General features: G+C 28.3%; 23 protein-coding genes. 3 read left to right on the forward strand and 20 right to left on the reverse strand.

From position 1 onward, the window contains the following. Window positions 1–23: 23 nt before the first annotated feature. From MTX53_RS10235 to prmC, 7 genes are read right to left on the reverse strand one after another with little or no spacing between them, the layout of a single operon-like run. Window positions 24–518: a deaminase gene (locus tag MTX53_RS10235; RefSeq protein WP_244833695.1), complete on the reverse strand. Its 495-nt coding sequence runs from the start codon at window positions 516–518 to the stop codon at window positions 24–26. Window positions 519–527: 9 nt separating this feature from the next. Beyond that, complete coding sequence (gene upp, locus MTX53_RS10240) at window positions 528–1,160, reverse strand: uracil phosphoribosyltransferase (RefSeq protein ID WP_244835487.1); 633 nt, start codon at window positions 1,158–1,160, stop codon at window positions 528–530. 46 nt (window positions 1,161–1,206) lie between these two features. Beyond that, on the reverse strand, window positions 1,207–1,656 hold the full coding sequence (gene rpiB, locus MTX53_RS10245; RefSeq protein WP_244833696.1) for a ribose 5-phosphate isomerase B: 450 nt from the start codon (window positions 1,654–1,656) through the stop codon (window positions 1,207–1,209). 34 nt (window positions 1,657–1,690) lie between these two features. Next, window positions 1,691–2,740 carry an L-threonylcarbamoyladenylate synthase gene (locus MTX53_RS10250; RefSeq protein ID WP_244833697.1) on the reverse strand — a complete coding sequence of 350 codons (1,050 nt, stop codon included), beginning with the start codon at window positions 2,738–2,740 and terminating at the stop codon, window positions 1,691–1,693. A gap of 21 nt (window positions 2,741–2,761) precedes the next feature. Further along, on the reverse strand, window positions 2,762–3,352 hold the full coding sequence (locus MTX53_RS10255) for a hypothetical protein (RefSeq protein ID WP_244833698.1): 591 nt from the start codon (window positions 3,350–3,352) through the stop codon (window positions 2,762–2,764). A gap of 55 nt (window positions 3,353–3,407) precedes the next feature. Next, complete coding sequence (gene prfA / locus MTX53_RS10260) at window positions 3,408–4,490, reverse strand: peptide chain release factor 1 (protein WP_244833699.1); 1,083 nt, start codon at window positions 4,488–4,490, stop codon at window positions 3,408–3,410. Between the two features lie 60 nt (window positions 4,491–4,550). Continuing rightward, window positions 4,551–6,305, reverse strand: a complete 1,755-nt coding sequence (gene prmC / locus MTX53_RS10265) for a peptide chain release factor N(5)-glutamine methyltransferase (protein WP_244833700.1) — start codon at window positions 6,303–6,305, stop codon at window positions 4,551–4,553. 194 nt (window positions 6,306–6,499) lie between these two features. On the opposite strand from prmC, the gene rpmE reads away from it, so the two are divergent. Both rpmE and MTX53_RS10275 read left to right on the forward strand, forming a co-directional pair. Continuing rightward, window positions 6,500–6,712, forward strand: a complete 213-nt coding sequence (gene rpmE / locus MTX53_RS10270; RefSeq protein ID WP_244833701.1) for a 50S ribosomal protein L31 — start codon at window positions 6,500–6,502, stop codon at window positions 6,710–6,712. A gap of 112 nt (window positions 6,713–6,824) precedes the next feature. Continuing rightward, window positions 6,825–7,943, forward strand: a complete 1,119-nt coding sequence (locus MTX53_RS10275) for a glycosyltransferase (RefSeq protein ID WP_244833702.1) — start codon at window positions 6,825–6,827, stop codon at window positions 7,941–7,943. Window positions 7,944–7,974: 31 nt separating this feature from the next. Here MTX53_RS10275 and rho read toward each other — a convergent pair whose 3' ends face one another. The 13 genes from rho to MTX53_RS10340 form a co-directional block, all read right to left on the reverse strand. Continuing rightward, on the reverse strand, window positions 7,975–9,330 hold the full coding sequence (gene rho / locus MTX53_RS10280) for a transcription termination factor Rho (protein ID WP_244833703.1): 1,356 nt from the start codon (window positions 9,328–9,330) through the stop codon (window positions 7,975–7,977). 133 nt (window positions 9,331–9,463) lie between these two features. After that, the gene (locus tag MTX53_RS10285; protein ID WP_244833704.1) at window positions 9,464–11,065 is read right to left on the reverse strand and encodes a CTP synthase; all 1,602 of its coding nucleotides are present in this window, start codon (window positions 11,063–11,065) and stop codon (window positions 9,464–9,466) included. A gap of 156 nt (window positions 11,066–11,221) precedes the next feature. Further along, entirely contained in the window at window positions 11,222–11,518 is a 297-nt protein-coding gene (locus MTX53_RS10290; protein WP_244833705.1) for a hypothetical protein, read from the reverse strand. Between the two features lie 53 nt (window positions 11,519–11,571). Beyond that, window positions 11,572–11,997, reverse strand: coding sequence for a DUF1934 domain-containing protein (locus MTX53_RS10295; protein WP_244833706.1), 426 nt, complete (start codon window positions 11,995–11,997; stop codon window positions 11,572–11,574). Window positions 11,998–12,017: 20 nt separating this feature from the next. Then, entirely contained in the window at window positions 12,018–13,007 is a 990-nt protein-coding gene (locus MTX53_RS10300; RefSeq protein WP_244833707.1) for a tRNA 4-thiouridine(8) synthase ThiI, read from the reverse strand. 13 nt (window positions 13,008–13,020) lie between these two features. After that, window positions 13,021–13,671 carry a stage II sporulation protein R gene (spoIIR, locus tag MTX53_RS10305; protein ID WP_244833708.1) on the reverse strand — a complete coding sequence of 217 codons (651 nt, stop codon included), beginning with the start codon at window positions 13,669–13,671 and terminating at the stop codon, window positions 13,021–13,023. Between the two features lie 60 nt (window positions 13,672–13,731). Then, window positions 13,732–14,574 carry a 4-(cytidine 5'-diphospho)-2-C-methyl-D-erythritol kinase gene (gene ispE, locus MTX53_RS10310; RefSeq protein WP_244833709.1) on the reverse strand — a complete coding sequence of 281 codons (843 nt, stop codon included), beginning with the start codon at window positions 14,572–14,574 and terminating at the stop codon, window positions 13,732–13,734. Window positions 14,575–14,650: 76 nt separating this feature from the next. Then, the gene (cphA, locus tag MTX53_RS10315; RefSeq protein WP_244833710.1) at window positions 14,651–17,284 is read right to left on the reverse strand and encodes a cyanophycin synthetase; all 2,634 of its coding nucleotides are present in this window, start codon (window positions 17,282–17,284) and stop codon (window positions 14,651–14,653) included. Between the two features lie 3 nt (window positions 17,285–17,287). Then, the gene (locus MTX53_RS10320) at window positions 17,288–18,100 is read right to left on the reverse strand and encodes a cyanophycinase (protein WP_244833711.1); all 813 of its coding nucleotides are present in this window, start codon (window positions 18,098–18,100) and stop codon (window positions 17,288–17,290) included. Window positions 18,101–18,255: 155 nt separating this feature from the next. Then, the gene (locus tag MTX53_RS10325) at window positions 18,256–19,818 is read right to left on the reverse strand and encodes an SPOCS domain-containing protein (protein WP_244833712.1); all 1,563 of its coding nucleotides are present in this window, start codon (window positions 19,816–19,818) and stop codon (window positions 18,256–18,258) included. A 314-nt stretch (window positions 19,819–20,132) separates the two neighbouring features. Beyond that, window positions 20,133–20,369: a Veg family protein gene (locus MTX53_RS10330; RefSeq protein WP_244833713.1), complete on the reverse strand. Its 237-nt coding sequence runs from the start codon at window positions 20,367–20,369 to the stop codon at window positions 20,133–20,135. Window positions 20,370–20,542: 173 nt separating this feature from the next. Beyond that, window positions 20,543–21,403, reverse strand: coding sequence for a sporulation peptidase YabG (gene yabG / locus MTX53_RS10335; RefSeq protein ID WP_244833714.1), 861 nt, complete (start codon window positions 21,401–21,403; stop codon window positions 20,543–20,545). Between the two features lie 167 nt (window positions 21,404–21,570). Continuing rightward, window positions 21,571–22,572, reverse strand: a complete 1,002-nt coding sequence (locus tag MTX53_RS10340; RefSeq protein WP_244833715.1) for a CotS family spore coat protein — start codon at window positions 22,570–22,572, stop codon at window positions 21,571–21,573. A gap of 107 nt (window positions 22,573–22,679) precedes the next feature. On the opposite strand from MTX53_RS10340, the gene MTX53_RS10345 reads away from it, so the two are divergent. After that, on the forward strand, window positions 22,680–23,798 hold the full coding sequence (locus MTX53_RS10345) for a glycosyltransferase family 1 protein (RefSeq protein ID WP_244833716.1): 1,119 nt from the start codon (window positions 22,680–22,682) through the stop codon (window positions 23,796–23,798). Window positions 23,799–23,810: the final 12 nt, after the last annotated feature.

Consider the following 23,810-nt stretch of genomic DNA (forward strand, 5'->3'; position numbering starts at 1 on the left):
CTTTTCCCCCTGCTTTAAAAAATTTAATATCCATATTCTCCATCAATATTTAATGAATCATCATCAGATATCCATTTTTGAACAAAGATTTCTCTATATTCATTATATGTATCTCTTATTATTACATTTTTTATTCCTGCATTTATGATTAGCCTTTTGCACATTGAACACGAATTTGCATCTTTTACATACTCTTTTGTTTTAGCATCTCTACCTACTAAATAAAGAGTTGATCCTATCATATCTTTTCTTGATGCACTTATTATTGCATTTGCTTCACTATGCACACTTCTACATAATTCATAATGTGTTCCTCTTTTTACATTAAGCTTTTCTCTTACACATTTATTTAAATCTATGCAATTCTTTCTTCCTCTAGGCGCACCTGTATATCCAGTTGAAATTATCTCATCATTTTTTACTATAATCGAACCATAATTTCTTCTAAGACAAGTACCTCTTTCTGAAACTGTTTGTGCAATATCTAAATAATAATTATTTTTATCTCTTCTATTCACAATTATACCCTACTTTGTTCCAAATAATCTGTCTCCTGCATCTCCAAGTCCTGGTACTATATATCCATCTTCATTTAGTTTTTCATCAATTGCAGCTAAATAAATTTGAACATCAGGATGTGCTTTTACTACTGCTTCTATTCCCTTTGGAGCTCCAACAAGACACATTAATTTAAGATTTTTTGCTCCTTTATTTTTAAGCATTGTAATCGCATCTATTGAAGATCCACCTGTTGCAAGCATTGGGTCAACAACAAGAACTTCTCTTTCTTCTATGTCTTTTGGAAGCTTGCAAAAATATTCTACTGGCTTAAGAGTCTTTTCATCTCTATAAAGTCCTATATGTCCTACTCTTGCAGCTGGTATTAAATTTAAAACTCCATCAACCATTCCAAGTCCAGCTCTTAATATTGGAACAACTGCTAATTTCTTTCCAGCAAGCATTTTACATTTTGTTTTGCATATAGGAGTCTTAACATCTACTTCTTCTGTTGGAAGATCTCTTGTTACTTCATATGCCATAAGCATAGAAATTTCCTCAACTAATTTTCTAAATTCTTTAGAACCTGTTTTTTCATCTCTTATAATTGCAAGTTTATGTAATATTAGTGGATGAACTATTTCTGTAACATTTGTCTGCATCATTTTTTCTATATTTTCCATTTAAAAACACCTACTCAATTCTAATTTATTTTGAATACTTTTTTTCTATTTCTGTTATTTTATCAATTCTTCTTGTATGTCTTCCACCCTGAAATTCAGATGATAAGAATGTTTTTACTATATCAAGTGCAAGTCCAGGTCCTACAACTCTTTCTCCCATTGTAAGGATATTAGCATTATTATGTTCTCTTGTTGCATGAGCGCTAAATGTATCAGAACATAATGCAGCTCTTATTCCTGGAACTTTGTTTGCAGATATTCCTACACCTATTCCAGTTCCACATATTAAAATTCCAAATTCATATTCACCTTTAGAAACGCTCTCTGCAACAGGAAGTGCATAATCAGGATAATCACATGATTCTGTTGAATTTGTTCCAAAATCCTTTACTTCATAATTTTCACTTTCTAAGTATTTTATAATCTCCTGTTTCAAATTAAAGCCGCCATGATCACAGCCAATTGCAATTTTCATAAATAATCCTCCTAAATTTTATTTATATATAAATTTATACATTTATAATATCAAATCCAGCTGACTTCTTCAGTCTATTCATTATTGCTATTCCAATGCCTTTTTCTTCAAATGCTTCTGAAAGTATTATATCAGCATTTAAATCATCGCATTTTCTTAAATCTTCAAATAGATTTCTTGCAACTGTTAATAAATTTTTATTTGTTCCAAGTAATACTATTTTCCCATTATTATAGAATTTCTGATTTTCTTCAACTGTTAATATGCATACTTTTTTTCCTAAGTTTTCATATTCATCTGTTAATAAATTAATCTTTTCTATTACTTTCTCTCTTTTGCCTGAAATTATTCTTACTTTTGCTTTTGGAGCATAATGTCTATATTTCATTCCAGGTGCCTTAGGTTTTAAACCTTCCTTAGGCTTTTGCATAATAGCTTTATCTATTTCAATTCTTTTATCTATATTCTTTAACATCTCAAGCGTAATTCCACCTGGTCTTAAGACAACTGCAGGATCGACACTACAATCTACTATTGTTGATTCAACTCCAACTTCACATATATCCCCACCTAATATGCAGTCAACTTTTCCGTCTAAATCATATATACATCTCTCAATATCTGTTGGACTTGGTCTACCGCTTATATTAGCTGATGGCGCAGCAATTGTAGTACCAGAAAGTTCAATAAGCTTAGATGCTACTTCATTGCTTGGCATTCTTACACCTACTGTATCTAATTTTGCACTTGTTTCATATGGAATAATATCTTTTTTCTTTAATATTATAGTTAATGGTCCTGGCCAAAATTTATCCATAAGTTTCTTTGCAATATCAGGTATATCCTTAACATACCTTTCAATATTTTTTGAAGCTACATGTATAATAAGAGGATTATCCTGAGGTCTACCTTTTGCTTTAAATATTTTCTTTACTGCATCAGAATTAGTCGCATCCGCTCCAAGTCCATATACAGTTTCTGTAGGAAAAGCTACTATTCCACCATTTTTTATAATATCTGCAGCTTCCTCTATTTTTTGTATATCTTTAATTGGATCTTTAACTATTGATATCTTAGTTTTCATTTTTTAACACTTCTTTCGAATTTAAACTACCATCTGACCTCTTGCTATTTTTATGCTTTGAATACATTCATCCGTATAAAAAGCTTTAACGCAATTTTTATAAATACAATCCAAAAGGAAGTACTTTTTAAGCCCTCCCCTTTTTATAATTTCAATATAATACACTTTGTTTTTATCATAATCCTCAATATTTTTTAGCATCTTTAATATATATTTATGACGCTTTAGTGTTTTGTCATTTATAACTCTTAATCCTTTATTTCTAAGTTTTATATCCGTTATAAGTATAATTTCTATATCATAATCAGAATTCATCGTATGAACAGCCTTTACAGAATTGCATAAAAGCACATACTCATTTGAAAAAAGTCCTACTTTAAATTTTAATCTATTATTTTTACATTTATATTTCACAAGATAAAAATTTAACTTTGCAAGAATTGAAATCAATATAAGAAATTCAATTATAACAAGATACATAATGTAGAATAATTTTATTTTAATACCACTTAAATACAAAATACATGGAAGAAGAAAAGCTATAATTGACATAGCAGTTAAAAATATCTTTGTGTGGCTTTTTTCTTTTTTTACTGCCTTATTTATATCCAAAATTATTCCTCCGTATGCTCATAGAGCCCTACATAAATGTAGGGCACTATAAAAACTATTCCTCAGAATTACCCATCTGTTTCATCTTTTGAGCTTGATCAGCTGTAATTAATGCATTTATCATTTCATCTAAATCACCATCTAAAAATGCATCAAGTTTATATAATGTAAGACTTATTCTATGATCTGTAACTCTTCCTTGCGGATAATTGTATGTTCTTATTCTTTCGCTTCTGTCTCCTGTTCCAACCTGGCTTCTTCTATCTTCTGCAATTCCATCTGCTCTTTCTTGTTCAGCTTTATCATAAAGTCTTGACTTTAAAACTTTCATTGCTTTTTCTTTATTTTTAAGCTGTGATTTTTCATCCTGACAAGAAACAACAAGTCCTGTTGGTATATGAGTTATTCTTACCGCAGAATCTGTTGTATTTACGCACTGTCCACCATGTCCTGAAGCTCTAAATACATCTATTCTTACATCTTTATCTTCGATTTCAATTTCAACATCATCAACTTCTGGTAAAACAGCAACTGTTGCTGTAGATGTATGTATTCTTCCGCTTGATTCTGTATCTGGCACTCTCTGTACTCTATGAACTCCACTTTCATATTTTAACTTTGAATATGCGCCTTTACCTTTTATCATGAATACAACTTCTTTATATCCACCTAAATCAGTCGCATTTTCACTCATTATTTCAACATGCCATCTTTGACTTTCAGCATATCTTGTATACATTCTAAATAAGTTGTATGCAAATAAAGCAGCTTCTTCTCCTCCTGCTCCTCCTCTTATTTCAACGAAAACATTTTTATCATCGTTAGGATCTTTAGGAAGAAGAAGTATCTGAATATCATTTTCAAGCTTCTCTTGTTTTTCATTTAATGAAGATATTTCTTCATTAAGCATATCTTTCATTTCTTTGTCTGATTCTTCTTCAAGCATAGATTTATCTTCTTCTAACTGATTTATTACACTCTTATATTGTCTGTAGCTATTTACTATTACTTCCATATCGGATTGTTCTTTACATAGCTTTCTCCACTCATTTTGATTTTCGATAACTTTTGGATCACTTATTTTAACTGATAATTCTTCATATTTATTTTCTATGAATGCTAATTTATCTAATAACATTTAATATCACTCCGAACTTTATTTTTCCACATTTCTATATTATATCACATTGTTTGATATTTAATCAATCTTTTCGCCTATAACTACTCTATCAAGTCCTGCTAAATCTTTAATTATTTTTATATTCTTATATCCGCTATGTTCCATTATATTTTTTACGTTTTCTCCTTGATTATACCCAATCTCAAATGCAAGGATTCCTGAAAAATTTAATATATTAATACTTTGTTTTGATATTTCTCTATAAAACTTTAATCCATCAGTGCCTCCATCGAGTGCAGTAAGTGGTTCATATTTTTTAACATCATCCATAAGATTATTTATTTCATCTTTTTCTATATATGGCGGATTAGAAACTATGATATCATATTTCTTTTCAGAATCTATTAATTTATCTAGCAAGTTACTTCTAATAAAATTAGTTCTGTCTTCAAGATTATAATTTTTTATATTAATTTTCGTTACTTTTTCTGGTATATGATAATAATCTACAAAATCTACATTTATATTCTTCCTATAATATGCAAGTGCTATTCCTATAGCCCCACTTCCGCAACATAAATCACATACGCTTTTTTTGTCTTCTTCTTTAATATTTTTTAAAACTCTATCAACTAAAATCTCTGTATCACTTCTTGGAATAAGTACGCCTTCTTCTATATAGAAATCTATACCCATAAAATCACACTTTTTTAATATATATTTTACTGGCATCTTCTTGCTTCTAAGATTAATAAGGTCATAATATTTTTTACTTTGCTCGTCTGTTACCTTTTCTTCTTTATGTGTAATTAAAAAAACTCTTTCCTTATTTAATACATTTCCAAGAAGAAGCTCTGAATCAAGTTTTGATGTATCTATATCTTTTTTTTCAAGAATTAAATTTCCTCTTTTAAGAAGATCTCCTATAGTTTCATCTTTTATGCCTTCTGCAGTTTTTAAAGATTCTATTGCGACTTCAATTTGACTATCATCAGGTTCTCTTGTTGTAAGTATCTGGAGTTTAAGACCAGGAGAAGCTATAATTTTAGATAAAGTGTTATCATTTTTCCCAAGCCATCTTATTATTTCATAACTTATCCCTGTAATAAGAGGAATAAGAACAATCCTTAGTATCATTCTTTCTATAATACTTCCCCATCCTGTAAATGTAAAAATAATTATACTTACAAACATAACTAAGAATAAAAAGTTTGTACCACATCTTGGATGAAATCGTTTCTGAATTTTTACATTTTCAACCGTAAGTGGAAGTTCCTTTTCATAGCAGAATATAGTTTTATGTTCTGCGCCATGATATTGAAGAAGTCTGAATATATCACTCATTTTACTTATAAAAACCATATATAAAATTAAAATAGCTATTCTAAAAAATGCTTCTATAAGATTTAATGCAATATATGAGCTTACTAAACTTTTAAAAAATGATGCTATTGCTGTTGGAATAAATGCAAAAAGAAGGATTGCAATTAAAAATGATAATATCATAGTAAAACCTGTTATTATACTTTCAGTATGTTTTCCAAACTTATCATTAAGCCATTTATCAAATTTGCTTTTTTCTTCATCATCACTAAAAAAAGAGGAAGAATAATTAAGTGAATCCATTCCTGTTTTTAACGAATCAATTAATGCAATAAAACCTCTTAGTATTGGAAGATTTAGTATTTTATATTTTTTAGAAATAGGCTCTTTATTTTCAAGCCTCGTATGAATAATCCCATCAGAATCTCGTACAGCTACTGCTACACCTTTTAAGCCACGCATCATAACGCCTTCTATTACAGCTTGACCTCCCACATTATATTTTTTCATATTAACACATCACTCTCATTTTATTTTTATATTATACTCAAAATTTATTATATCATCTATGAAAGAACTAAAAAAGCAATTTTTATAATATAATTTATCAGAATAATTGACGAATGATACCCCTTATGATATAATTCAGTAGTTGTTACTAGAAATGAATATATTATTTAAATAATTGAAAGAGGTGAATATAGATGAGAAAAGGCATACATCCAGAATACCACCATGATGCTGTGGTTAAGTGTGCATGTGGAAACACTTTCACTACTGGTTCTGTTAAATCTGAACTTAAAGTTGAAATATGCTCTAAATGCCACCCATTCTTCACTGGAAAACAAAAGATTATGGACGTTGGCGGAAGAGTTGATAAGTTCAACAAGAGATTTAAGCTTAGCCAAGAAAAATAATCATGAAACCAAAAGAGAAAGAGCTATTCTTTCTCTTTTTTTATTTAAATGAATTCAAAATCATGCTAAACTTATATTGTATTATGATTTTGGAACGAAATGAGTGAAATTTATGAAAAGAATACTTATTTTAACTACATCAACAGGGCAAGGACATAATATTGCTGCAGCATCAATAGAAAATTCCTTCAAAAATGCAGGATATGAAGTTATAAAACATGATTTTTTAAAAGGAAATAGTAAATTCTTAAATGATTCATTTGTTGAAGGATATAAAATTCTTGCTACAAAATTTCCTAAACTTTATGGCTTACTCTATGATTTTACAGACAGCACTTATATTAATAAATTTTTAAAAATACCATTTTTCATAACAAAATTAAAAGTAAAGAAAAAGATAAAAAAAATAAAACCGGATCTTATAATTGCAACTCACTCAATAAGTGTAAATGTAATTGAGGATTTGAAAAAGAATGGACTTAATATACCTTATATACTTGTAGTTACAGATTTTAAAGCACATTATCTATATATTAGTAATTATGTAGATGCATATATAACAGGAAGTGAATATACAAAAAAAACATTAATAGACAGAAATATTCCAGAGAGTAAAATCTATCCTATAGGTATTCCTATAAATAAGAAATTTTATACTTTTACAAAAAAAGAAGATTTGGTTGATAAAGATAATTATTTTAATATTCTTTTAATGAGTGGTAGCTTTGGTCTTAACGATACATCGTATGTTCTTAAAACTTTAATAAAAAATAATCACAAATTAAGAATTATAGTAGTATGTGGAAAAAATGAAACATTAAAAAATTCATTAACAGAATTTATTAAAAGATCAGAATATACAGATAAAAAAATCCATATACTTGGTTTTTCAACTGATATACCTTATATTATGGAATATTCAGATATTATAATATCAAAACCAGGAGGACTTACAGTAACTGAATCTATTGTTAAGAATCTTCCTCTTATAATTCCATTCTCTATACCTGGACAAGAAAAGGAAAACATCGATTTTCTTGTAAACTCAGGGTGTGCATTATGTCCTAGTACATATGATGAAATTAATATATTAGTAGATAATCTTATAGACAATAAAGATTCTTTTTTATCGATAAAAGAGCGTTTGAAATCTTTATCTAGTACCTATTCATTATCTAAAATAGTTTCTATAGGGAAAAATTTAATTGAAAATTTTAATAATAAAAAATAAGCTGTTGTACTATTACAACAGTTTATTTTTATTATTTTCTATTTGTTTTTAAATATAAATTTAAAAATTCATTATTATCTTTTGTCTTAGAAAGCATACTTATAAGATTTTCTGTTACCGTATCTGTATTTCCTTCTTTGTACATAAGTCTTCTTATTAAGAATACAGCTTCAAGTTCTTCTTTTGATAAAAGAAGATTTTCTTTTCTTGTACCAGATTTATAAATATCTATTGCAGGGAAAATTCTTCTTTCCTGAAGTTTTCTATCCAAATGAACTTCCATATTACCAGTACCTTTAAATTCTTCAAATATCATATCATCCATTCTTGAACCTGTTTCTATAAGTGCTGTAGCAAGTATTGTAAGGCTTCCACCTTCTTCTATATTTCTTGCAGCTCCAAAAAATTTCTTTGGCATTATAAGTGCACCCGGATCAAGACCTCCAGAAAGAGTTCTTCCAGTCGGATTTATTGTAAGATTATATGCTCTAGAAAGTCTTGTTAAACTATCCATAAGTATAACAACATCTTTACCTTGTTCTACCATTCTCTTTGCTCTCTCTAAAACCATCTGAGCTACTTTTGCATGATTCTGAGGTTCTTCATCAAATGTTGAATAAACTACATCTCCATTAATAGATCTTTTCATATCTGTAACTTCTTCTGGTCTTTCATCAATAAGAAGTACAATAAGCTGAATATCACTATAATTTTGAGAAATATTTTGAGCTATTTTTTTTAAAAGAGTAGTTTTTCCAGCTTTAGGAGGAGCTACTATTATTCCTCTCTGTCCTTTACCTATTGGACATATTACATCCATAAGTCTTGATGATAAATCACAGTTTCTTCTTGTTTCAAGTTTTAATCTTTCTTTTGGATATATAGGAGTTAATGTTTCAAACGATTTTCTTCCTATCGCTTTTTCTGGATTCTCTCCATTAACCTTTTCAACATATAAAAGAGCTCTAAACTTTTCGCTGTCCTTTGCATCTCTTACTTTTCCTATTATCTCATCACCTGTTCTTAAATTAAATCTTCTTATCTGAGATGGTGATATATATATATCTTCACTGCTTGTTAAATAATTTTTACATCTTAAAAATCCAAAACTATTATTCTCCATTATTTCAAGTATACCTTTCGCACTACCTGAATCATGTATCATTTCTTTAAGCTGTTCTTTTTTAGAATTATTTTCATGCTTTTTAGGCTGTATTTTTTCAACTAATTTATCTTCATCTTTTTTAGAATCAGCTGTATTTTTTGTATCTTTTATTTTTTCTATTAATTCACTTTTTTTATATTTTGATATGCTCTTTATTCCTAGCTCTTTAGCTAGCGTCTTTAGCTCTACAAGTGACATTTTTTCATATTGCTCTTGTGTCAAAATTATATCAACCTCCATATTATATAGTTTTATTATGATTTATACGTTTGGGAAAATCTAAGATATGTATTTATATAATTATATAATATAGCAGAAAGAGTAGTAAACCCTTCCTGCCTATTTATATAATATTCTATTTATTCTTTAAAGCTGCTTTTATAAAGCCAATGAATAATGGATGTGGCTTATTTGGTCTTGATTTAAGTTCTGGATGAAACTGAACTCCAACAAACCAAGGATGATTCTTTATTTCAACAATTTCAACAAGTCTATTATCTGGGCTTGTTCCTGCTATAGTCATTCCACCTTTTGCAATCTGTTCTCTATAGCTATTGTTGAATTCATATCTATGTCTGTGTCTTTCATTTATATTTTTTTCTTTATATGCTTTTAAAGCATTAGTATCATCAGCAATTCTGCATGGATATTTACCGAGTCTCATTGTTCCACCAAGATTTTCAATATCTTTCTGATCATTCATTAAATCTATAACAGGATACTTAGTATCTGGATTTATTTCTGAACTATTGGCATCTTTAAATCCTAATACATCTCTTGAAAATTCAATAACTGCACACTGCATTCCAAGACATATACCAAAGAATGGAACCTTGTTTTCTCTTGCCCATCTTACTGCTGAAATCTTTCCTTCAATTCCTCTATCTCCGAAACCTCCTGGTACAAGTACTCCATCTGCACCCTTTAGTATCTTATTTACATCTCCACTTTCAATATCTTCAGCATTAATCCATCTGATATTAACTTTAGAGTTATTAGCATAACCACCGTGGCTTAATGCCTCTACTACTGATATGTACGCATCATGAAGTTCTACATATTTTCCAACTAACGCAATAGTAACAGTATCTTTAAGATGCTTAATCTTATTAACCATTTCTATCCATTCGGAATTATCAATATCTCTATATCCTAATTGAAGTTTTTCACATACAAGATTATCTAATCCTTCATTGTGAAGCATTAATGGAACTTCATAAAGATTTTCTGCATCAAGGTTTTCAATAACCGCTCTTGCTTCAATATTACAGAATAAACCTATTTTAGCTTTTAGATCATCACTTAGATTTTTTTCTGTTCTACATACTATTATATCAGGTTGAATACCTATAGTTCTAAGTTCTTTTACTGAGTGCTGTGTAGGCTTTGTCTTTAACTCCCCAGATTTTCCAAGATAAGGTACTAAAGTAACATGTATATAGCATACATTCTGACTTCCAACCTCATTTTTTATTTGTCTTATAGCTTCTAAAAATGGCTGCGATTCTATATCTCCAACAGTTCCTCCAATTTCAGTAATAACTACATCGACATCTCTCTCTTTAGCAACTTTATAAACTTTATCTTTAATTGCATTCGTTATATGTGGAATAACTTGAACAGTTCCTCCTAAAAATTCACCTTTTCTTTCCTTTTCAATAACTGAACTATATATTTTTCCAGTTGTAACATTAGAATTTTTAGTTAAACTTTCATCGATAAATCTTTCATAGTGTCCTAAATCTAGATCAGTCTCTGCACCATCATCAGTGACAAATACTTCTCCATGCTGATAAGGACTCATTGTACCTGGATCAACATTTAAATAAGGATCAAATTTCTGAATTGAAATCTTCACCCCTCTATTCTTTAATAATCTACCTAAAGATGCTGCTGTTATTCCTTTTCCTAATCCTGAAACTACTCCGCCTGTAACAAAAACATACTTAGTACTCATTTTTTTCCTCCTTATGTTAATATTAAAAATATTATTGACTTTTGCAAAATCTCTGATATAATGATAATTACCCCATAACATAACTATGGGGTATTTGTTCTGCTCAATAACATAGATACTATCTTAACATATTTTTTTAATAATATCTAGTCTTTTTTATAAATTACCTATACTATTTCTATCAATACTTTTTTCTAAATTAAAAAATTTCTTTCTAAACTCACTATTAATCAAAAGTTTTCTTTCTGCCTTATTAACTCTGTTTACTATACTCCTTACTGTTTTCAAATTCAATACCGAAGTAAGCTTATCTTTTTCAAAGCAATTATTATACTTAAGCAGAAGCAGAAAGAAATCAACTTTTTCTTTATTTTTTAAATTATTTATCAAATCATTATATGTAATCTCATAATATCTGCACAAAAATATAAGAATTTCTCTATATCTTAACATAATTATCACCTATTAATATTATTTACTAATAATGATATCCAATTTTATGTATTTTAATCAATATTTTTTAATTTGATTTTTATAACGATACTTGTTCTTGATATAACCTGTCCATCAATAGACAATAAATAAAGACATCTTATAACTCCACCACAATCATCTACATTTACAGTAAGATCTATTGTATCTATTTCAATATTGATTATTCCATTAGCTGTTTTATATAGACATGCAGTTCTCTCTTTTTTCTTAAACTCCATTTCAGTTTCTATATTTCCGCTTCGTATAATTTTAAACGAATCTTTTTTTATAAGTATCGATGTATGTGTACCTTCCATTCCCGATACTTTCGATTCATCATATTCCGCCATAGCAAGACTATGTTTATTTATAAAATACCCATCAGATATAACTTCAATAGAATCATCTTCATCTCCATGAATTATACTTTTGACAAATATCAATGCTTTATTTTTCATTTAGCTTTCCTCTTTAAATCTTAATTTACACAGTATTTTTTCATATCATCTTCATTAAAAGGTGATACTTCTCTTATATTTTCAAGATCAGTCTGTGCATGTCCAAATTTAATTTTTATGCTTTCTTCATTTTTTCCTTTGCTATACCTTGCAGCTAATCTACATGCAAAAATGATATCATCTTCAATTATATTATTTCCTTCTGGAATAATAACAGATGCTCCATTATAATCACATGCCATAAAAAGAAAGTCATGAACATTCATAATTTTTTTTATTTCCATAAATTCATCATGTGTTCTTGTGACAATTACTTTTACTTTATTGTCAGTAACAAAGTGACGTCCATATCTTAAAAGTTTAATATCTTTTTCAGTCATATCACCTGTACGCTCAAGGTTTTCTCTAAGTCTTAATGAATAATTCGGTTCTGTAAGCTTACATCCTCCAGCTGGTGATGGATAATCTGTTATTTTAAATTTTTCAGCAAGTTCCATTTGAACTTTTCTATTTCTTCCTGAAATGTCAAATAATTTTTCTCTATCTACAAGCCCATCTTTTTCCATCTGTGTTTCTTTAATATTTTTTGCACATAAAGGTCTTAATATTTTATCTGCAAATCCAGATTCATTTTTTACAATATCAAGTGCGGCTCTATTTTGAGACATTGGTCTCTGATTTAATACCTCACCTGTTACAATAAAATCTGCATCATACTTTTTAAGCATTTCTCCACTATATCTCATCATCATTGCATGGCAATCTATGCATGGATTCATATTCTTTCCCCATCCATGTTTTGGATCTTTAACCATTTCAAAATGCTCTTTTGAAAAGTCTACTACAACAAGTTTTATTCCTATTTGCTTAGCCATCCTTTCAGCATTTTCTTCATCAAAAAAGTATGATTTAAAACACAATCCTATAACTTCTACTCCTTGATCCTTTATTACTTTCGCTGCAAGAACACTATCTAAACCACCAGACATCATAGCTAATGCACGTACCATTATTGTTTTCCTCCTAGTTAAATAAGTTTTTTAATATTTCTTCTAATTTAAATTTTATCTGTATTTCATCGTTATCTTTATTGTTTTCTGTACTATTACTTATTTTTTCTTCTGTTTCGTTATATTTTATTTCGGCCATACTTTCATCAACAAAACATAATGGTGGAAACATAACACACCACCAATTTTTACCTTCTCCTTTTCCTATGATCACTCTAAAAGCTTCATAATTTCCCTGTGGAAGAATAATATTTCCATAAGATTTTTCGGGAAAGTTTTCCCGTGAAAGTTTAACATCTACATCGTAATTATAAGAATCTAACTTTATTTCATCTTGAGCTATCTTTTTTACTTTATCAATATTCTGTAAAATAATCTTTCTAGACTGATCAAGAGATTCTGACTCACTAAGATATGGATAAAGATAATTTATTATTTTATTTTTTACTTTTATTTTTAAATTTTGATCCTCTTCACTATCACTATTTGCAATAACATGAAACCTTATAAGAGAATCTTTAACATTACTATAATCTAAAACCTTTTGATTATATGTACATAATTCACTATAACTATATAATTCATTTTGATTTAGATCACACCCACATACAAAAAACAAACAACTTATTGACAAAATCATAAATACTAACTTTAATATTCTCATATTCATTACCCCCACAGTTGAAATGATAACCAATTTGAGAATATTTATTCACAATATTAATTATATAGTTCTTGTCAAGTATACTTCTTTGTATTTGCAAGACATTTTATTATAAAATCTCTGTGCTTTTATCATATCATCAAAAAAAGCAAAAACTGTCGGACCACTTCCACTCATCATTGTTCCCTCAGCATCATTATTCATAGCTTGAATTTTTATTTCTGAAATTTCTTTATATTTTCTAAGCGTAACATTTTCAAGTAGATTTTTCATTTTTTTATAAACCAATCCATCTTGATTTTTTTCCATATTATTAATTATTTCATCTATATCTGGATGATTGTATACCTTAGACAAATCAAACTTTTTATATACTTCTTTAGTTGAAACTCCAAATGGAGGCTTTACAAGAACTAAGATTCTGTTTTTAAATGGTTTTAAGGAAGTTATTATTTCTCCTATACCTTCGCAAAGAGCAGTTCCTCCTTCTATACAGTATGGAACATCTGCACCAAGACTTAATGATAATTTTTTAAGATTATCACTGCTTTCATTAATATCAAATAATTTGTTCATTATTTTTATAACTGCAGCTGCATCTGTGCTTCCTCCAGCAAGTCCTGCTGAAACTGGTATATTCTTTAAAATATTTATATCTACTCCTGAACTTATCTTATATTTATCTAAAAAAATATCTGCAGCCTTATATGCTAAATTTCTATTATCTACAGGCACATATGGCTTATTACATGTTACATGTATTCCAGATTTAGCTTTAGATACACTCACAACGTCATAAAGATCAATCGTCTGCATTATCATTCTTAAAAGATGATAACCATCATCTCTTTTTCCTACAATATCTAAAGCAATATTTATTTTTGCATATGCCTTAATATCCATAAATTTCGTCCTTTCATTTTTTCTTTAATATTTTAACATATGCAAAAAACTCTGTCTATTAAGCAATCAATATTATCTATTTCTGTACAACTTTTAATAGTTCCATATTATAATTTTCTTTATTCAAATCATTTATGATATTTTCAAGAGGTTCAATCTTTTCATAAAACATAACAATGGTATCATTTGGTTTACTTATATTTATTGCATACTTTAAGGCTTCCTCTTCATTCAAAATAGACTTTACAGAAACACACTCTTTTGTTTCTTTAACTGCTCTTGTTAAAATTGATGCAATCTCTCCTTTTTTTCTTCCACGTCTGTCAACATCTTCTTTTATAATAATATTGTCAAGATATTTTGCAGCTATCTCTCCAACTTTCTTAATATCACTATCTTTTCTATCACCAGGCATTCCTATAATTCCTATAAATTTTTTACCTGTTGAAACACTTTTTTTTACAGAACCCAAAACAGCTTTATACCCTTCAATATTGTGACCATAATCTAATATAATATTTCTTTTTATACATTTATATAAATTAAATCTTCCTCTATTTTCTATAGAATTAAGTTTAAAATTTCTTAATCCTTTTGATATAATACAATAATCAATATTCATTCCTACAAGTGCAGCAACTGAAGCCATTGCATTTTCTATATTGTATTTTAAAATTCCATTATATGAAATTGGTAAATCATAGATAGATATTAACTTATACTCAGTTCCTTTATTTGTAACACATAGATTATTATTATTTAAATATACAGCCGTTCCTCCATTTTCTATATTTTTTTCAATAAGAGGATTATTTTTGTTTTTAGAAAAATAAATTATATTACTCTTTAATCTGCTTATTATCTCCTTACTATATTTATCATCAGCATTAACTACCACATATCCATTTTTTTTAACAGCTTCTCCAACAAGAGATTTTACAAAGCACAAATCTTTCATTGTATCTATTCCATTTAATCCAAGATGATCATTAGTAATATTAGTTATTACTGCAACATCTGCTTCTTCATAAGCAAGACCTTTTTTTATTATTCCTCCTCTTGCCGTTTCAAGTACAGCAATATCGATATCTTTATTCATAAGTATCGTTTTTGCACTATTAAATCCAGAATCATCACCTTTATGAATACACTTTTCATTTAAAAACACACCATCTGTCGATGTCATTCCTATATTATAACCTACTTTTCTAAGTACATATGATATAAGCCTTGTAGTCGTTGTCTTTCCATTCGTTCCTGTGACAGAAATAACTGGTATATTTGCAGGTCTATTATTATAAAACATATTCAAAATTGCTTTTCCAACATTATGTGACTCACCCTTACTTGGAAAATGATGCATTCGTATTCCAGGTGCAGCATTAACTTCCATTATTATTCCTCCATTTTCATCAAGAGGAACTGAAATATCATTTGAACATATATCTATTCCACATATATCAAGTTGTAATATCTTAGCTGCAGTAATACAAAAATCTATATTTTCTCTGCATATTTTATCCGTGCAATCAATAGCTGTTGCACCTGTTGATAAATTAGCATTTTCTCTTAAAAACACCTTTTTATCTTTTTCTATAACAGTATTTAATGAAATATTTTGTTTCTTTAAATTAATTAGAAGATCATCATCTATCTTTATTTTAGTAAGTGGTTTTTCGTGATCTTCTCCTCTCATTTTATTTTCATTTTCTAAATATATTAGAGATTTCAAATCATTTACTCCATCACCTATTACATATGGTAAAATTCTTTCCGAAACTGCTACAACTTTATAATTTACTACACATACTCTGTAATCTTTTCCTTTTTTATATTCTTCAAGCATAATATCTTTAAATTTCTTTTTTATTACTGAATATGATTCAACTAGCTCCTTTTCATCTTTTATATTAAGTATTATCCCTTTTCCCTTATTACCATACTGTGGCTTTAAAACAACAGGATATCCTATTTCTTCTGCGTTAATTAAGAGATTCATTACATTTAATACTTTTTCTCCTTTTGCAACAGGTATATTCTGATTATTTAACATATTTTTAGTAAGAAGTTTATCACAAGATATATCTACTCCTATACAGTTAGTAGCATTACCTATAGTTGCCTCAAACATTCTACCCATTTTCCCATATCCTATCTGATAAAAACCACTATCATAAAGCTGGATTACAGGGAGATTATAATCCTTAGCGGCTAAACATATAGCTTTTGTACTTGGTCCTAATTCTTCTTTAAGGAAAATATGTTTTATCTGCTCTATACGTCCCTCAAATTCAATAGGTATCTGATTTATTAATGAATTTATTATATCAACTGCTAAATAAATGCATGAAATCGCTGTATTTTTATATTGATATTCCAAAATAATGTAATATGAATCTTCTTTAATTTCTCTTGCCTTTCCATACGAAACATCTATTCCAAATTTATTTTGGAGTGCAATACATATATGCTCACAAATATGGGCAAGATATGTTCCTTCTTTCAATCTTTTGACAAATCCACCTTCTTCATCAATTCCACATCTATGTTTTTTTAATTCAGGAATCATTTTTATAAGATTAAAATTAAAATTAGGTATATCTTTACTTGGTACTTCGCAGTAACCCTCCAAATCTACATCAACTCTAATGCATTTTTTATAAGAGTATATATTTTTATTTTCATATACTCTCTTATCAATAATCTTCATACCCTAATTTTCCTCCTCAAAAGGTAATTTTTTTAGTAAATCAAACTTATTTCCACTTGTTAAAATATATAATTTAACATTGTACATACTTAATATTTCATCTGCATGAAGTTCTGAAACATTTGTATATGTTATTGAACTTCCATCAATAACATATACAGCTCCTTCCCCTATAACCTCTATACATTTTTCTTTATTTACAACTATTGCAGTGTTTTCATCTATACCTATGCCTAAAACTTCAGGATTTTGAGCAATACCTGTTAAAAGACGTCCAATTCTACCTCTTTGTGCAAAATGCTGATCAATAATAACCCCATCTAAAAGTCCTAAACCAGGAGACATCTTTAAAGTGCATTTTCTTGGTGAACCATCATCATCACCTTCTACAATCATAGTGTCGCTCATAACTGAAGCTCCAGCTGAAGTTCCTACTATAAACTTTCCATTTTTATGAGCTCTTTTTAGAGCATCATTTACAATAGTCCCCCCTATAATGCTTGTAATTCTAAGCTGATCTCCACCAGTAAAAAATATTAATGAAGCTTTATCTATAAGATTCGCATTCTCTTTTCTATATGCCTGCCTTCTTTCGCTTATATCTAAAACCTCTATATTTTTAACTCCAAGTTCAGTAAAAACTTCCTCATATCTTGCTGCTGCTTCTTTAGGATATTCTGTGGCTATTGTTGCAACAAGAAGCATATCCTTATCTCTATCAATAACATTACATACTTTTTTTAATATCTCTTTTCTTCCTTTTTTATCTTCTGCTCCTCCAATTATGATTAAATTTCCACTTAAATTTTCTTCCAAATTTATCACCTCATATCATGCAATAACTATTATTTCCCTCTCACCAAAAATTTATTCAAAAAAGAGTTTTTTATATAAATATCGCTGATATATACTATTTTTATGTATAAAAATAGCCGCTAAAAAATAGCGGCTTCTATTCTTACATAAAATTATTACAATTTTACTCTTCCTGGAATTATTATTTTTTGTCCTATATATATTTTATTTTCATCTGCTATATCATTCACTTTGAGTATGCTATCTACTGTTGTATTAAATTTTTTAGCAAGTCCCCATAAAGTATCATCTTTCCCAACAACATAAATTGTCATACTTGCTTTTTTAGATGGAATTTTATTTTCATCCTCATAAACATCAACAATAAATTCTTTATTAGTTTCATAATATACTTTTGCAACAATATTAGGTTCAATTTTAATCCCTATAGAATTTCCTTCTATAGATGCATCTACATCCTCAATATATGTTTTTAAAATAGCATGCATTTCATCTGTTGCTCCAGGAATTGAAACTGCTGAAGAAAATGGTATTTCAGCCTTTATACTCGATACAGGATTTTCTTCATCGTCTGTCTTATAAAACACCTCTGCATTAATAATTCCCTCAACAATTACTTTATCTGAAAGTACTTTTTTATCTGAAATTGATACTGATGCTTTTTCAGATATAATTTCTTCTGGCTTTAATGTATCCTCACCTAATTTTATATTATCCCTAACTGTTATCTGCTCGCTATTTATTCCTTGAAGAATACCAAATTCACACATTTCTCTTTTTACAGATATTACAGCATCAGGAGAATATGCATCATCTACTGCAGCTATTGTCTCTTCTGAAAAAACTTTTACTGTAGAAATTACATTAAATTCACAATTTATTATTCTCTTTTCTCCTAAATCATCTTCCTCAAGATTCATGTCTATATCCCGTACTTCAAAATCTGAACAAGCCATCATGTCTTCAGTTATTCCTTCGCATTCCTTATCTTTTGAAAGATATATATCATCTTCAGCTACCATTATATTTTTTGAGTCGCTTGTCCTATACACTACTTTTACGTAGCAATAGCATCCAATATATGCCTTATCTTGAGCAAGTTTTACTTCTCTTTTATGAAGAGAAAGACTGCAATGTATAATCTTCTCTGCCTGCTCCTTATCCATTCCTATTCTCATAATTGTTTTTCCAGGCATAGTGACTTCACCGCTGCACTTTATCTTATTTACTGTTTCAGTTTTTTTAAGTGTTTCAACATCGTAATCAGAATTAATATCTTTTACAAATTCAAAATTTTTGCTTTTATAAATTTCAAACTGCAATGTAAACAAAGAATCTATTGAAATTTTTCTTTCATTCATTATTGAACCGTTAATATCACTTTTTATAAAAAACGCTTCACATATAGTTTTATGTTCATCCTGTTTAAGATTTATACTGTTTGAAAAACTCTCTAAATAATTAACTGAATTTACAAGTATTCCATCTTCTTCAGCTAAATATACAACTGTATATCTCACTTTTCCTTCTATATTAATTTTATCCTTAGTTATTTCTTTTTTAGTTATTTCAGGCACTGCTGTAACACTTAATATTTTATAAACATCTGGATGAGTATCTGGAATTAAATATTCATCTTTTATCGGAATATCAATTTTATCCTCTCTAATAAGTTGTTCAAATTCTGCATTCTCTTTTACTAAATCCAACTCAGACATTATATTTCTGCCTCCTCATTTTAATTCTACTATCTATATATATAGAATCAAATGATCTTTTATTCCTTGAGGCTTCATATATTTTATTCTATTTTTCTACTATTTTATACATTAAATATCATTTATTTCTTTTTTATTGACATTTTTTTTAATTAGACGTATTATATATTTGGTTATTAATTATATAACCTCTCATAAATTCTCAATACCCTTTTATACCCTTTTATACCATAGTTGAAAGATGGAAACCCGCCATCTTTCTTTTTTTATATATTTTTATTATAAAAAAAATAAACTTCGATATTTATCGAAGTTTATGCTGGAAAAACCAGCTGAACAGTTTTTGTCAAAACATCCGAATAACTATATGTTACTGTTCTTTTTATATCATCTTTTAATCTAATTACAAAAATACTAGGGTATACGCTCTCAATAATGCCATCATTTACTAATATTTTTTTTCTTCCTCCGTTAGCCTTTAATGTCACCATTTCTCCTACATGTCTTTCAATATCATTCTTTATTGAAGCTATCGTTCTGACCTTTTCCATGTGAACACCCTCTTTCAATTATATATTATACAAGAAGCATTGCATTCTGTCAAGTAAAACATTTATTTTATCATTATTTAATTATAATGTCAATGTTAGTATTTTTCAAAAAATGCTCTTCTAGTATTATTGTCTTCTATTATATTTTTTTTATTCAGTATATCTACTTCTTTTTATATATATACAGATTTTGGGTATCCTTCTCTATATTTGCCTCTTGTTTGCAATCCTCCAACCCCTTTTATGCCTGTTATAGTGTTCTCTATCACGTCTTTTATAGGGACTATCTTATCTACTCTCGTATAGGCTATCTTCTCACATACAAAAACAGGATCAAGGCAGTGAATAAGCACTCTATTAGGACTTGAAGCAAAATTTGCACCTACATCTAAAATTCTCTCATAACAGCTCTGGCATGCTCCTGCAAAAATAACAAGTTCATCATAACTTGAATTATAATCTCTTAAATTTTTTACAGATTCTAAATAATACTTTGAATTTCTATAATTTTTTAAATCTAAATAATCATCAGGTTTTTTTACAACACTATCATGACCAGTTAAAACTACTATATCAGGCTTTACTTCTTTAACTATAGAAACAACATTATCTGGCTGATCCTGCTCTGCAATCGTTACTCCTACTGCATCAAGGGAAAGCTGCTTGTATACCTTAAGACATGTCTCCATATACTCCTTGTCCCCATCAATATGAAGTATACGTCCTGGTCTTCCAAACATTAATTCGTTTTTTTCTTTGCTTGCCTTTACTTCTTTTCCTCCTCTAAAATCATTTCTATATGAAATTGCCTTTTTAATTGCATTATTAACTCTTTTATTTAAAATTTTCTCTTGAGCTGATGTTGAATAATCTTCAACCTTTATAAGATCATCTGCATCCGCATCTGCAATTATTCTAAGGCTTATTCCTTTTAAAACAATGCAGTCTTTTCCATTTTTAGTTTTTAAATCTATAATTTTAAATATTACATCTTTTCCATAAGATTTTCTAACCACTTTATCTCCTATATTCATTTATTTTTTCTCCTAAATCATTCTATAATTTATATTATGATTTTCATCTAAATTAGGTTAATAATCTTTTAACAATAAATTAAATAAAATAAGAAAGTTTCCGCAAATTACTGCGAAAACTTTCTTATTAACAATTCTGTGCATTGTTTCTCCGTTCTTTAATCTTTCTATTCTTTGACATAAATTTTTTTGAATTCTTTTAAAAATTCCAAATAATTTTCCTTTTCATCTACTATTTTTTGAAGTTTTAATGAAAATGTGTTTTGTGCCCAATTAACTTCATTATAATAATATCTGTTTGCAAGCCTCCAGTACCTTTGTGGAAATTCTAAGTACGCAAAAAGAACTCTATATTCTTCATTTTTAAGTTCAGATACTGAATTGTAAGAATCTAATATAGCTTTTGCATACTCTATATTCCAATCTACTCTTTTTAAAACTTTTGTAATAAAATTACTTATATCAAAAGTTCTTATCTCTCTTTTGCAATAATCAAAATCAATTATACTTATGTCTTTTTTATCATTTAAAATTATATTATGATATGTGTAATCATGATGACAGAATGTTTTATTATTTTCAGCCTTCATACATAACTCATAATACTCAGATTTATTGAGTTCTAAAAGTGCATTTTTCCCAAGTTCCTTATAAAATTCCAAAGAATTAATATACTTAACATCAAAATCATTTTTTATGTTTTTCTTTCGTGCCATGTCCCTCATCTTATCAAATGATTTTATTCTTTTTTCCATAAGATGAGGCCAACGTCCAAGATCACTCTTAAGTTTTGAATTCTCAGGAGGATCATATCCTTTTGATGCCTCATGCATTTTTGCAAGTGCTACAGATGCAAGTTTTACCTCTTCTATATTATGAAAGTCACATTCACATCCATCAAGCCATTCAGATAATGTATATAGATCTTCATTTACTAAAGCATATGGTTCTCCATGTATATTTAAATAATATTTATCTAAATTATCAAATCCATTTTTTACAAGATGGTCTTTAGCTCCATATACAAATGCTAATTTTTGAGGTCCATAATTTATCTTCTTTAAGCACCTGTCACCTTTATTTGTTTTTAAATGATATACACCTTTATTTGCTTTCATTTGTTCAATCTTTATATCGAATTGTCTTTCAATTTCAATTTCTCTCATCATTTCCCTCACCTCCTGTATATTTATATGTTAAACATACTTCTTTTATTAACATTTTTATACTGTTTTAATATAATAAATTAAGACAATTACTTAGAAAGGGTCACTAAATGAAAATAGGTATAGATGGAAGAGCTGCCAAATGGTATCGCGGCACTGGAATTGGTACTTATACTCATGAACTTATAAAAAGTCTCAGCAACACTGATTCTATCAATAATTATTCAATTTTTATGCCTGATTGCGAATTGAAAAACACTCTGTCTGATAACTTTAAAATAAATTATGTTGATACTGATTACTCAAATAACTTTTGGGATGAAGTAAACGTTCCTAATATTTTGAATAACTCAGACATCGATCTTTATCATGTTCCCCAAAATGGAGTGGGACTTTCAGAATACGTCAAATGCAAAAAGGTTATAACTCTTCATGATATAATACCACTTAGAATGCCTGAAACTGTAAGTGACAGATATCTTCGAATTTTTAATAACGAACTTCCAAAAACTCTTCAAATATGTGATGGAATTATTACTGTTTCTGAATTTTCAAAAAATGATATATCAAAACAATTTAATATTCCAGAAGATAAAATTTTTGTAACTCATCTTGCTGCTGAAGATTTATATACTCCTCTCAGTAAATGTGGATCAAAAAAAGAAATAACTAAAAAATATGGCATTGAAGAAGATTTTATACTTTACGTAGGTGGATTTAGTCCAAGAAAAAATATAATAGGACTTATTGAATCTTATTCACTTCTCCCTAATAATTTAAAAAATAAATATAAACTAGTTATCATAGGCAAAAAGGGAAAATCATATTCAAAATATAAAAAAAGAACTGAAGATCTTAGTATAAGCGAAAATGTAATATTTACAGATTTTATTCCTTTACATGATATGCCGTTATTTTATAATGCTGCTGAAGTACTTGTATATCCATCATTTTATGAAGGATTTGGGCTGCCACCAATTGAAGCAATGGCATGTGGTACACCTGTTATAACATCAAATGTAACATCGTTAAAAGAAATCTGTCAAGGTTCTGCAATACTTGTTAATCCAGAAGATATCGATATGCTTTCAAAAAATATAGAAAGAGTTCTTACAAACAGTCTTTTAAGACTCACTCTTGTAAGAAAAAGTCTTGAAAAAAGCAGAGAATTTTCTTGGAATAAAACAGCCTTAAAAACAATAAATGCATATAGAAAAATTTTATCATAATTGAAAGAGCTG

This window comes from Clostridium sp. BJN0001, from assembly GCF_022869825.1.
Lineage (GTDB): Bacteria > Bacillota > Clostridia > Clostridiales > Clostridiaceae > Clostridium.